This window comes from Cellulomonas denverensis (assembly GCF_012396125.1).
In the GTDB taxonomy this organism is placed as follows: Bacteria; Actinomycetota; Actinomycetes; order Actinomycetales; family Cellulomonadaceae; genus Cellulomonas; species Cellulomonas denverensis.
Genome location: NZ_JAAXOX010000004.1, coordinates 353,106 through 365,760, shown reverse-complemented (window position 1 = coordinate 365,760; position 12,655 = coordinate 353,106). Strand labels below are relative to the sequence as shown.

Annotated in this window: 8 protein-coding genes; all 8 read right to left on the bottom strand. The window is 73.7% G+C overall.

Annotated elements, in window-relative coordinates; translation table 11 throughout:
* Positions 1 to 21 precede the first annotated feature (21 nt).
* Complete coding sequence (locus tag HGA03_RS10945) at positions 22 to 1,053, bottom strand: LacI family DNA-binding transcriptional regulator (RefSeq protein ID WP_168630284.1); 1,032 nt, start codon at positions 1,051 to 1,053, stop codon at positions 22 to 24.
* 57 nt (positions 1,054 to 1,110) lie between these two features.
* Positions 1,111 to 2,961 carry an MBL fold metallo-hydrolase gene (locus HGA03_RS10940; protein ID WP_168630283.1) on the bottom strand — a complete coding sequence of 617 codons (1,851 nt, stop codon included), beginning with the start codon at positions 2,959 to 2,961 and terminating at the stop codon, positions 1,111 to 1,113.
* A gap of 49 nt (positions 2,962 to 3,010) precedes the next feature.
* Positions 3,011 to 4,546, bottom strand: coding sequence for an FAD-dependent oxidoreductase (locus HGA03_RS10935; RefSeq protein ID WP_168630282.1), 1,536 nt, complete (start codon positions 4,544 to 4,546; stop codon positions 3,011 to 3,013).
* Positions 4,543 to 6,402, bottom strand: a complete 1,860-nt coding sequence (locus HGA03_RS10930) for a hypothetical protein (RefSeq protein WP_168630281.1) — start codon at positions 6,400 to 6,402, stop codon at positions 4,543 to 4,545. The genes HGA03_RS10935 and HGA03_RS10930 overlap by 4 nt, the downstream gene beginning before the upstream one ends.
* 24 nt (positions 6,403 to 6,426) lie before the next feature.
* Positions 6,427 to 7,818 carry a GH1 family beta-glucosidase gene (locus tag HGA03_RS18470; RefSeq protein ID WP_203767660.1) on the bottom strand — a complete coding sequence of 464 codons (1,392 nt, stop codon included), beginning with the start codon at positions 7,816 to 7,818 and terminating at the stop codon, positions 6,427 to 6,429.
* Positions 7,815 to 10,469 carry a glycoside hydrolase family 2 protein gene (locus HGA03_RS18465; protein WP_203767657.1) on the bottom strand — a complete coding sequence of 885 codons (2,655 nt, stop codon included), beginning with the start codon at positions 10,467 to 10,469 and terminating at the stop codon, positions 7,815 to 7,817. The genes HGA03_RS18470 and HGA03_RS18465 overlap by 4 nt, the downstream gene beginning before the upstream one ends.
* A 67-nt stretch (positions 10,470 to 10,536) precedes the next feature.
* Positions 10,537 to 11,496 carry a carbohydrate ABC transporter permease gene (locus HGA03_RS10920; protein WP_168630280.1) on the bottom strand — a complete coding sequence of 320 codons (960 nt, stop codon included), beginning with the start codon at positions 11,494 to 11,496 and terminating at the stop codon, positions 10,537 to 10,539.
* Positions 11,496 to 12,470 carry a carbohydrate ABC transporter permease gene (locus HGA03_RS10915; RefSeq protein ID WP_168630279.1) on the bottom strand — a complete coding sequence of 325 codons (975 nt, stop codon included), beginning with the start codon at positions 12,468 to 12,470 and terminating at the stop codon, positions 11,496 to 11,498. Before HGA03_RS10915 ends, HGA03_RS10920 begins: the two co-directional genes overlap by 1 nt.
* Between the last annotated feature and the right edge of the window lie 185 nt (positions 12,471 to 12,655).

Below are 12,655 nucleotides of genomic sequence, written 5' to 3'. Positions count from 1 at the left end.
AGAAGGCCCGGCCCCCCCGCGTCAGGCGGTGGCGGGCGGGGCGGTCGAGCCGCGCTGCTCCACGGACACCGACAGCATCACGGTGCGGGCCGGGGAGGCCGGGTTCTCGATCCGGTGGAACATCTGCGCGACGGCCGCCTCACCCAGCGCCACCGCGTCCTGGGCGACCGCGGTGACCCCGGGCCGGACCATGGTCATCCAGGGTGCGTCGTCGAAGGAGACCAGGCTGATGTCCTCCGGGATGCGCAGCCCGAGGTCCTGAGCCGCGCGCCACACGCCCTCGGCGAGCACGTTGTTGGCGGCGAAGACCGCGGTGGGCCGGTCGGGGGTGGACAGCAGTCCGCGGGCGACCTCCTGGGCGGCGCCGACGTCCCAGCCGGAGCGGATCACCAGGGCGTCGTCGGCGGGGATGCCGGCGGCGTGGAACGCGGACCGGTAGCCGACCAGGCGGTCGCGGCCGGTGGTCCAGTCCATCTCGTCGATGAGCAGCGCCACCCGCCGGTGACCGGTCCCGAGCAGCCGGGAGGTCACCCGTTCGGCGGCGGCCCGGTTGTCGACGACCACCGCGTCCTGCTTGCCCTCGGCGAACTGCCGGTCGACCTCGATCACCGGGATCTGGTGCCGGCCCAGGTACTCGGAGACCTCGGCGGACAGCGGGGTCAGGATCACCCCGGCCACCCGCAGGGCGACGAAGGTCTCGGCGGCCTCCAGCTCGGCGGCCACCGAGCCGTGGTCGTCGGCGAGCATCATGGCGTAGCCGCGCTGCCGGGACTGCCGGCTGATCCCGCTGGCCAGGTCGGCGTAGAACGAGTTGCGCAGGTCGGAGACCAGGACGCCGATCGAGCGCGAGACCTGCTGGCGCAGGTTGCGGGCCAGCACGTCCGGCACGTAGCCGAGGGTCTGGGCGGTGCGGCGCACCCGTTCGCGGACCGCCGGGGCGACGTAACCGCGGCCGGTCAGGGCGCGGGACGCCGTCGAGCGGGAGACCTCCGCGGCCTCGGCCACGTCCTTGATGGTGGGGCGACGGCCCGCGGTCGCGGCCTCGGTCTTCATCCCCGGAGTGACCGCGTCCCTCACTGCTCCACCACTGCTGCTTCCCGCCCCGTCTCGTCAGCCCTGCCGAATGTCCACGAGCGCTTCGGCATGCTGGCCGAGGTGCAGGTCGCCGATGCTCACGTCGACCGCCCAACGCCGGCGTCGAGCCGCGGGACCCGTGGGTACCACCTCGAGGTCGACGGTCGCCTGGCCGGATGGCGGCAGGTCGACGGTGGCCCGGTCGGGGTACGCGCGCCAGCCTAGCGGGAGCACCGGGTGAACGGTGGCCGTCCGCCCCTCGGCGTACGGGTTACGCACCGTGACGGTGAACGGCGCCGGCCGGTCGGCGGGCAGGGCCGAGGTGTACGGCGCGATCCGGGCCAGTTGCCCGTCCGCGCCGAGGTCGAGCTCGTCCAGCGGCAGCAGGTCGTGGTGCAGCCGGACCAGCTCGTCGCCCTCCTCGGTCAGCATCTGCAGGTACGCCTGGTCCACCCAGCGCGGCTGCCAGTGCCCGGTGATGATCAGGCCGGGGGCGACCCGGTGGTAGAGCGCGGCGCTGTCCTGGTAGTCGGTGATCCGGAACAGGTTGCGGTACTGGTAGTTGAGGATCTCGCGTTCCTCGCCCGGGATGCTGGTGCCGGTCTGCTGGTCGCCGGTGACCAGCACCCGCACCCCGTCGACCTCGAACTCGAAGGCCGCGGCGTACAGCGTGTGGCCGGGCAGCTCGTGCACGGTGATCCGGTGCTCGTGCCAGCTGAACGTCTCGCCGAGCGGCAGCGAGCGGTCCACCGGGATCGGGTCGTACCAGAGGCAGGGCAGGTCCTCCCGACCGGGGTCGGTGAGCACCGGGGCGACATTCGCCGGTGCCCAGACCTCGGTGCCCTCGGCCTCGCGCAGCAGGTTGATCCCGGCGACGTGGTCGTCGTGGTAGTGCGTGGGCAGCACCACCTCCACCCGGTCGACCCCGAAGTCGCGGCGCAGCGCGGGCAGCGAGGCGAGCCACGGGCGGCGGGAGGCGCGGTCGCCGCCGGAGGGCAGCCCGGTGGTCATGTCGTAGCCGTAGTCCATGAACAGCGCCGCGCCGTCGTCGGAGAGCAGCACGTACGAGCACGAGTTGCTGGACACGTTCATCAGCAGGTGGTCGGTGAGCCGGCGGAACGGCTCGTCGAGTCGCTTGCGCAGATCCCAGGGGCGCGGGCGGCGGGAGTCGACGTAGTCGTTCATCCGGCGGGCCAGCAGGCCGAGCGCGTGGGTGGGGTCGGTCATCGGTTCGCCGTGCGAGGGGGCGAGCAGGTCGAGCCGCTCGTCCAGCAGCAGGTAGCAGGACATCACCGTCATGCCCGGGCCCTCGTTCTCGGTGTACGACCACTGGGTGGCGGCCAGCGACCACACCTTGCCGGGGGCGTAGATCAGGTCGCCGGTGAAGGCGATCCGGCTCCCGGCGCGCTCGACGATGTAGGTCACCGAGCCGGTGGTGTGGCCGGGGGTGGGCACCACCTGGACGTCGATGCCGCCGTAGTGGCCGGTGCGGTACTCCGGGACCACGCCGGCGATCGGCACCGGGTCCAGCAGGGAGAACCGGTCCTGGCGCAGGTTGTAGTCGTTGATCACCCGCCGGGTGCGCCACATCTCGCCCACGTCCTCGAACAGCTCGCGCTCGACCGGCGGGACGTGGATCGCGATACCGGCCTGCACCGCACGCGGCAGGCCCTGACCCTGGTCGCGGTGGTGGTGGGTCATCAGGACGTCGGTGATCCGGTCGACACCGAGCTCGGCCAGGTGGTCGAGCACCAGGCCGGAGCCGAAGTCGATGGCCACCGCGGTGCGGCTGCCGTCCGGCGCGGGCTGCTCCGCCCGCACGAGGTAGACCTGGCAGGTGTCCGCGATCCGGAACACCCCGGGGGCGATCTCTGTGACGGGGCTCATCCCGGAATGGTATCGATCCCAGGCGGCGGAGTCACGGGGTCCGGCCGGGTCAGCGCGCCAGCACCTGTCCCGCCGCCCGCAGCCGGTCCTGCAGGTCCGTCACGTCCACCGCCTGCACCGCCCGGCCGGTGGCGACCGCCCGCGCCGCGGCCAGCCCCGCCACCTGCCCGAGCATCTGGTACTGCGGTTCCATCCGCACCGAGGAGAACGCCACGTGCGAGGCGGATAGGCAGACCGGCACGATCAGGTTGGCGCAGTCCTCCCACCGGGGCACCAGCGCGCGGTACGGGATCGGGTAGGCGGGCACCGGCACCGACAGGTAGCCCTCGGTGACCACCATCGCCACCGGCCGGGGATGTTCGTGCACCCAGCGCCAGGTCCGCTGCACCTCCCGGATGTCCAGGTGGTACGACCCCATCGCGACCACGTCGTGCCAGCGGGCCGGGCGGCGCAGGTCGTGCTCGGTCAGCACCAGCTCGCCGATCATCCGCCGCGCCTCCCGGACGTAGAGCTGGTGCGGCAGGTGGCCGGTGTCGGCGAACTCGTCCCGCGGCAGTCCCCACCGGGACAGCTCGGCCCGGACCGAGGCGGGTACGGCCGGGTCGTGACCGAGGAACCAGAGCAGGTCCTGGGCGTGCCGGAGGTGGTGCAGCCGGATCTCCTCGCGGCGCTGCCGATCGGCGGTCGGGTACTCCCACGCCGACCCGTCCAGCACGCTGAGCGAGAACGGCCCGAGCGAGTTGCCGTCCGCCTTGCCGCCGGGCAGGTTCGGCTCCAGGCCGAGCAGGTGTCCGGCGGGCGGCTCGTACCCGGTGCGGGACCAGTGCCGGAACAGCCGCCGGCCCAGCTCCCAGTAGCCCTCGTCGTAGCCGGCGCTGGGCGTGATCGGCAGCCGGTCCGCCGCGGTGGTCAGGCACAGCCGGTAGCCGTAGGACATCACGCCGCCGTCACCGGAGCCGACCGGGGCGAGTGGGACGTCCCGCAGTTGCGGCAGCACCGGACCGGCCTGCTCACCGGTGGGGTCGGCGGCGAAGGGGGACACCCAGCCCGGGAAGGCGTGCCGGCCGGGCACCGGCTCCCGGCGGCCGGCGAACTCCTCGCCGTACAGCGACCGGTCCTCCCGCCCGACCGCGAACGGCACCCCGGCGAGCGCCAGCAGATCGCCCTCGTAGCTCGCGTCCACGAACACCCCACCGGCGACCGTCCGGCCGTCCGTGGTCCGCACCGACCGGATCACCCCGTCGACCACCTCCGCGGACTCGACGGTCGCCCCGTGCCGCACCTCGATCCCCGGGTGGTCCAGCCAGCGGCGGAAGATCAGCTCGGCGACATGCGGCTCCGGCCCGGCATAGGCCCCGACCGGCACGCCGTAGTGCGCGGCGACCTCGGCGCGGAACCGGGCCGCCATCCCGCCGAGCACCCGGACGTCCCCGACATCGGTGTAACCCAGCCCGCCGGAGGTCATCCCGCCGACGTGCTGTCCGGGTTCCAGCAGCACCACCCGGGCACCGGCCTCGGCGGCGGCGACCGCGGCGCACACCCCGGCGGAGGTGGCGCCGACCACGACCACCTCGGTGCCGGTCATGACCGGTCCCCGGCGCGGTACTCCTGCCACAGCTGGGCGACCAGGGCCAGGTCGTCGGCGGTCAGCTGCTCGTCGGATCGGTCCATCCGCTCCGCGTAGTACAGCGCGGGCACCCCACCCTCGGCCTGTGCCCCGACGTACTCCCGCCACTGCGCCAGGTCGGTCATCGGCCACTGGTCGGTGTCGATCAGGTGTCCGGGCAGCATCGCCCCGGCGATCCGGCGGCGGACCCGCATCTGGTCGGCCAGCGGCACCAGGACGCCCCGGGTGTCGCGCTCCAGCACGTCGTTCAGCCGCACCATGTCGCACACGTCGGCGAAGGCCGGGTGCGGGGTGTGCGTGACCACCAGGGCGTCCGGCTTGGCGTCCTTGGCGGCGCGGTAGAGGTCGGCCAGCAGGGCGTGCACGGCCGCCACCCCCCACGGGCCGGCGCACGGGTCGGTGCCGTCGCCCGGGCGCAGGGCGTGACCGGCGGGCCCGCGCTGGGTGAAGTCGACCTTGAATCCGTCGGCGTCCAGCCCGTCCGGGCCGAGCAGGTGGTGCACCACCCGGCGGACCCGGTCCCGGTAGGCCGGGCCGGCGGGGTCGGCGCTGACCGGGCGGCCGTCCGGGGTGACCAGGCACTCCTCGGGCGGCAGCCCTTCGGCGTCCCAGGCCTTCCACCACAGCAGCACCCGCTGGCCGGCGGCGTGCCGGGCGGCGATCCAGGCGCGCAGATCGGGCCAGCGCGCCTGGTCGGGTTCGCCGGTGCCGTAGGCGAGCTGCCACTTGTCGTCGATCACCACGGTGCCGGGGACCACCTGGTGCGCCGCCAGGTGGCCGAGCAGCTCGTCGTACACGTCCTGCCGGGCCAGATCGGCGGCGGTCGGCGGTCCGGCGGTCTGGCTCTCCGGTCCGGCGGGGTCCCCGTCGAGGGCCGAGTGGGCGGCCCGGGCGCACTGGGCGCCCCAGCCGCAGAAGATCGGCTCCGACCACCAGTCGGCCACCGGGGCGGCCGGTCCGGCCGGGGCACCCGCGCGCAGCAGATCCGCGCGGTGGTCGGCCAGCGCCTGCCACGGGTCGGCCGCCGGGCGGAGCACCAGCGCCGGGCTGCGCCAGGTCCCGGCCACCCGGGTGTGCGCGTCGTGGTCCAGCTCCAGCAGGAACCCGCTGTCCATCGGCTGGTAGCGCAGCTCGACCAGCCGGAGCTGGTCCACCGGGGCGGCCAGCCCGAGCGCCAGCCAGTCACCGGCCGGGACGTCCAGCGCCGACCCGGCACGCTCCCGGCCGAGCACCAGGCACAGCGGCGGCGGCGAGAACACCGCGTGCAGCCGGCCGGGTGCGGCGTCGCCCAGCACGCCGAGCGTGGCCGGGCTCGCGGCGGGCCGGACCAGGTCCACCGGCTCGGTCGGGGTGGGCACGAACACCGAGGCGTGGTCGATCGAGGAGCGGAACATCCCGCAGGCGCCGGAGGCGAGCAACGCCCGGCCGCCCAGCAGCCGCACGTCGGTGAGCAGCCCCTCGCCCTCGACCTCGACGGTCAGCTCCAGCCGGTCGGGCAGGCAGCGCAACCGGGTCTCCCGCCGCCGCCACGCGGTGCTGGTGGCGGCCGACCGGATCTCCACCGCGGCGACCCGGCCGGGATCGGTGGGGTCCGCCGAGGGGTCGAGCGGGTGCACGGTGGGCGCGCCGACCTCGGCCGACTCGTCCACCGCCCCCACCCGGTCCACCGAGGCGAGCAGGCTGAGCCGGGACCAGACCCGGCCGTCCGGGTCGGACAGCACCGCGCTGGGCGGGTCGCTGTGCAGCTCGACGCGGTAGCCGGCGGCGGTGATCGTCTGCACGCCGGGCCGGCGGGGATCGGTGGTGATGCGCATGGTGTCCTCGGGTCGGTGGCGGGGTCAGCCGAACGGGGCGATCTCGGGCAGGTGGTCGGGCAGCGCGCCGGTCCGGGCGATGCCGGCGTAGACGTGCCCGGAGTCCTTCACCGTGCGCCGGCCGGTGGGGTAGTCGACGTGCACCAGCCCGAACCGCGGCCGGTAGCCGAGCGACCACTCGAAGTTGTCCAGCAGCGACCAGTGCAGGTACCCGGCCACCGGCGCGCCCGCCTCGATCGCCTGGTGCACCGCCCGCAGGTGGCCGAGCAGCAGATCGGTGCGCCGCACGTCGTGCACCCGGCCGTCATGGGTGGGCCCGTCGCCGAACACCCCGCCGTTCTCGGTGATCATCAGCGGCGTGCCGGGGTAGTCGCGGTGCAGGCGCAGCAGCAGGTCGCGCAGCGAGTCCGGCACGATCTCCCAGCCCTCGTCGGTGCGCGGCACGTCGCCCGACGGTCCGACCACCCGCCACGGGAACGGGTGGGCGGCGTCGATCGGCCCGGCGGCCATCACCCGGCGGGTGTAGTAGTTCACGCCGATCCAGTCCTGCCGCCCGCCGATCGCCTCGGTGTCGCCGGGCCGGATCACGTCGTCCAGGGACCGGCCGAGCGCCCGCTCGTAGTGCGCGCGCATGTCGTCCGGGTAGCCACGGCCGGCCAGCGGGTCCAGGTACCAGCGGTTCACGTAGCCGTCCGAGCCGTCCGCCGCCGCGGCGTCCGCCACCGACTCGGTCGCCGGGTCGCAGGGGAACAGGCTGAGCGCGCAGCCGGTCCGGGCGGCGGGGGCGTGGGCGTGGATCGCGTCCGCCGCGGCGCCGTGGCCCAGCAGCACGTGGTGCCCGGCCGCCACCGAGGCGCCCAGGTCGGCCACCCCGGGGGCGTGCAGCCCGAGCTGGTAGCCGAGCAGCGAGATGATCCACGGCTCGTTCTGGGTCACCCACCAGGTCACGCGGTCGCCCAGCCGGGCGGCGACCGCGTCGGCGTAGTGCGCGAAGGCGTCCACGCTGCGCCGTCCCACCCAGCCGCCGTCGGCCATCAGCGCCTGCGGCATGTCCCAGTGGTTCAGGGTCAGCACCGGCTCGACGCCGCGGTCCAGCAGCGCGTCCACGAACCGCTCGTAGTGGTCCAGCCCTCGGCTCTCCACCGGGCCGTGCCCGTCCGGCACCACCCGGGACCAGCTCACCGAGAACCGGTACGCGCCGAGTCCGAGCTCGTCGATCAGGTCCACGTCCTCGCGCCACCGGCGGTAGGAGTCGCAGGCCCACGACCCGTCGCCACCGCCCTCGACCGCGCCCGGGCGGGCGGCGAACTCCTCCCAGACCGACCGGCCGCGGCCGTCGGCGTCCAGGCTGCCCTCGATCTGGTAGGCGGAGGTGGCGGCACCCCACAGGAAGTCGGGCGGGAAGGATCGGGTCACGGTCGGGGCTCCTCGGGGTGGGGGCGGTCGGTGTCGGGCAGATCCACGGGCTGCGGCGGGAGGTTCCACGCCTCGACGGCCAGGGAGCGTGGGGCAGTGGGGTCGGTGTCGGTCCACCGCACCGCGAGCCGCCGCAGTTCGCCGGGCAGCAGGGGCCGCGGGTCGCCGTCGATCACGGTCCAGCCCGGCGCGCCGGCCGGCCGGGTGTCCAGCAGCGTCAGCCCGACCACCGCGGGCCCGGTCAGGTGCTGCATGGTGACGGTCGCGGCGTCCGGGCCGGTGGCCTGCGTCCGCACCCGCACGGTGGCCGGCGGAAGGTCGAGCAGCGGGGTCAGGTCCGGCGCGGAGCTGGCGACCACCAGCTCGTGGTCCAGCGGGGTGCCGTCGGCGGCGGTCCAGTCCACCTCCCAGAGCAGCACGGTGGCCGGGGGCAGGTCGGCGGCCGGGCAGCGCAGGGAGCCGGCCGGGCGGGGGTCGGTCACGGTCTCCGGCACGGTCCAGCGCCGCTCGGCGAGCAGATCGCCGTCCGCGGTGCGCAGCCGGGCCAGCACGGTCGATCCCGGCGCCACCGGCTCCTGCGACCAGAGCCAGACCTCGGCCTCCGCCGCCGCACGACCGTCCCAGGCGGTGGTGGCGGTGCGCAGGGTGGCGCGCACCGGGGCGAAGGCGCGGGCGACGGCGTGGTATGCGGGTTTCGGATCGCCCAGGTGGTCGACGACGGCGGTGCACCAGGTGTTCGGGTACGACTCGGCGAGCTGCCAGGGCAGCACCATCGAGCACCGGGGCCAGCGCCGCCGGTCCGCCTCCACCGCGTAGGCCAGGCCGGTGGCCTGCAGGTGCTGGCTCGCCCGGCGGTACGCCTCCACCCCGGTCAGCCGGCCGCCGAAGCACTCGGCGACCAGCGGGGCGTTGTCCCACCACTCGCCCAGGTGCCGGTGCACCGGGTTGGACCGGTCCAGCGGCCACACGTCCTCGGCCGGGACCAGGTGGTCCATCAGCCGCCGGTTGGCCATCCCCTCGACCCCGAACTCGGTGTGCGCCAGGCAGGTGCCGGAGTCGGCCAGCGCCTGCTGCCCGGTCAGGCCCTGGTGCTCCCACGGGCCGTGCACGTCGTGCTGGTCCTCCGGGGCGGCGGCGATCACATCCGCCCGGTGATGGAACGCGGGGCCGGTGGGCGAGGTCGGCAGCCAGGAGCGTCCCGGGTCCAGCCGGGCCACCTCCTCGCGCAGCGCGGCCAGCGCCGGCGACCGGTCCTCGTCCAGCGGGATGCCGTCCAGGTCCAGCTCGTTGCCGCCGCCCCAGAGCAGCAGGCTCGGGTGGTGGGTGCGCGGCGGCACAACGGCCCGGGCCTCCCGGCGCAGCATCGCCACGAACTCCGGGTCGGTCGCCGGGGCGCTCTGCATTCCGGAGGACGACTGGGAGAACTCCTGCCAGACCAGCAGCCCGGCCCGGTCGCAGGCCTGGTAGAACTCCTCGGTCTCGACCAGCCCGCCGCCCCAGACCCGCAGCAGCCGGGCGCCCGAGTCCGCGGCGAGCTGCACCAGGTGCCGGACCCGCTCCGGCCGGAGGGCGCCGTACTGCGCATCCGCCGGGGCCCAGTTCCAGCCCACCAGCGGCAGTCGCCGGCCGTTCACCTCGGCGGTGTACCCGAGGGCGCCGTCCGGCGCGCCGGTGTTGGCCACCAGCCGGGCGGTGCGGAAGCCGACGGTGCCGCGCCACAGGTCGCGGGTGCCGCCGGTCGCGCGGACCCGGACGGTGTAGGTGACCGGGTCGCCGAGGCCGCGGGGCCACCAGAGCGCGGGGGAGGGGACCGGCACCGTCGGATGCAGGGCCCGGACGGGTCCATTCGCGGCCGGCTCGACCACGGTGTGCGCGACCTCGCGGCCGTCCCGGTCCAGCACCGCGACCTCGATCGCGGCGGGGCCGTCGTCGCCGACCTCGATCGCCCCGGCCAGCCGGACCGTCCCGTCGCCCGCGGGGTCCAGCTCGGTGCGCACGGTCAGCTCCGCCAGCTGCACCCGGTCGATCACGATCCGGGCCGAGCGCCACAGCCCTTGGTGCGGCAGCCGGGGGCAGAAGTCCCAGCCCTCGGTGACCCGGGGCCGGTGCACCCGGACCCGTTCGGTCCGGCCGACCTGGGGCTGCGACTCGGGCAGCGGGTCGACCACCACGGCCAGCCGGTGCGGTCCGGGGGTGGGGTCGGGCAGCTCGATCCGCAGCGAGTGGTAGAGACCGTCCACCCGGCCGATCCGCCGCCCGTCCCAGAACACGGTGCCGGAGGGGTCGATGCCGTCCAGTTCCAGCACGACGCGCTCGCCGGGCGCGGTCGGCGGCAGGTCGACCCCCCGGGCGAACACCCAGGACCGGCTGCCGGTCCACTCGGCAGCCCGGCTGTTGCGGCCCCGGTAGGGGTCGGGGAGTTCGCCGGCGGCGGCCAGGGCGGTCACCGCCGAACCGGGCACGGTGGCCGGCCACCATCCGGGCGTCGCGGCGGCCACCCGCGCGGCGTCGGCGGCGTTGTTCCCGGCCTGGGGCGACCGTTCCACGTACCACTGCCAGGTGTCGCCGAGCGCCTCGCGCACCAGCCATCCCCCGCCGTCGAGGGGAAGGACGGACGCACGGCGGGGGACGGCGGTGGTCTGGGAGGTCACAGGATCACCCGATCTGGCAACGATGCCACATTCCGGCAGGGTCAGGCGGACAACGGTGGGGCGCCGATCAGCCCTTGCGGCCCTGGGTGGCGACACCCTCGATGAAGTACCGCTGGCCGAAGGCGAACAGCGCCAGCATCGGCAGCGTGACCAGCAGGGATGCCACCATCACGAACTGGTAGTCGCCCTGCCCGCCCGCGGTCGGGCTGTACTTGGTCATGGCATAGGCGATACCGAGTGGAGCGGTGTAGCCCTCCGGACCGCCGGCGTTCAGGTAGATCAGCGCGGACTGCAGGTTGTTCCAGGAGGCCTGGAACTCGAACAGCAGCACGATGATGAACGACGGCAGGGACAGCGGGAACACGATCCGCCAGTACATCCGCCAGTGGTTGGCCCCGTCGATCCGGGCCGCCTCGAACAGCTCACGGGGCAGACCCAGGTAGAACTGCCGCTGCAGGAAGATGTAGAACGCCGAGCCGAACAGGTTGGCGCCGAACAGCGGGACCCAGGTGCCGAGGAACCCGAGCTCCTTCCAGATCAGGTAGATCGGGATCATCGTGACCGCGCCGGGCAGCATCATCGTCGCGAGCACCAGGCCGAACAGCGGCCCGCGGCCCGGGAACCGGAAATGCGCGAAGCCCCAGGCGACCAGCGAGCTGGACACCGCGACCGTCACCGCGGCCAGCGTCGCGATGCACACGCTGTTGATCATCCAGTTGCCGAGCGGGAGCTCGTCCCAGACCTGGACGTAGTTCTGCCAGTTGAAGGTGCTGGGCCACAGCGAGTTGTCGAAGACCTGTCCGCGGCCCTTGAAGCTGGCGGCGAGCAGCCAGGCGAACGGGTACAGGAAGACGAAGCACATCGCGATCAGCGCGGCGACGACCAGGCCGCGGCGGATGCGGCGACCGGTGCCCCCGGAGCGGCGACGGGTCGGTCGGCGGTTGCCCGGATCGGTGGGGCCCTCGCCGTGCTGGGTGTCGTCCGGAGGCGGTCCGGGGACCGGGCGGACGGGCGTGGTGGCAGCCATCAGTTCTTGTCCCCGCCCTCGTAGTAGACGAATCGGTTGCCGAACTTCATCTGGATGGCGGTGATGATCATGATGATCACGAACAGCAACCAGGCCATCGCGGCGGCGAATCCGAAGTTGAACTGCCGGAACGCCTGCTGGAACAGGTAGATCGCGTAGAACAGCGAGGCTTCCGGCGACGAGTTCGACTGGTCCCGCCAGAACAGCAGGTAGGCCTGGTCGAACACCTGGAACGCTGCGATCGACAGCACGATGACGTTGAAGAAGATCGCGGAGGAGATCATCGGGAGCGTGATGTTGCGGAACCGGCGGATCGGCCCGGCCCCGTCCAGCTCGGCGACCTCGTACAACTCCCTGGGCACGTTCTTGAGTGCGGCCAGGAAGATCACCATCGTGCCGGAGACGCCCCACAGGGTCATCAGCACGATCGACGGTTTGATCCAGGACGGGTCCACCAGCCACTGCGGGCCCTCGATCCCGAAGATCCGCAGGAACCGGTTGATCGCGCCGGTGTTTCCGTTCAGCAGCAGGAAGAACACCGCCGCGGTGGCCACCGCCGGGGTCATCTTCGGCAGGTAGTAGATGGTCCGGAAGAACCCGGCGCCGCGCCCGGCCTGGTTGAGCAGGGCGGCCAGCGACAGGGCGACCGTGATCTCCAGCGGTACCGCGAGCACCGCGTAGAACAGCGTGTTGCCCAGGGCGGTCGCCACCCGCGGGTCGCTGAACAGCTGCGCGTAGTTGTCCAGCCCGGCCGGCGTGGCGGTGTTGGTCGCCAGGTTGTAGTGGCTGAACGAGATGACCAGGCTGTAGATCATCGCGCCGGCCGTGAAGATCAGGAACCCGACGATCCACGGCGAGATGAACAAGTAGCCGGTGAGCGCCTCGCGCTTGTTGTACGGCACCTTGGTCCGTCGCCTGCGCCGGAATCGGGCGCGGGGGGCGGCCAGAGCGGTGTCTGCTCTCGGCTGCGTCATCGGGGCCTCCCTTGGCCGTCGGTGCCGGTCGTCAGGGCCCGCTGTCGCGCTCTGAACCGGATGTGGCAACGATGCCACATCCCGGACTATAGGTGCCGGGATTCACTCGGGCAAGCCCTTGATCGCCGTCCGGCCGGGGTGCTAGGTCCGTCGTGGTGCTGACCGGCCCGTCCTGCCCCGGAGGC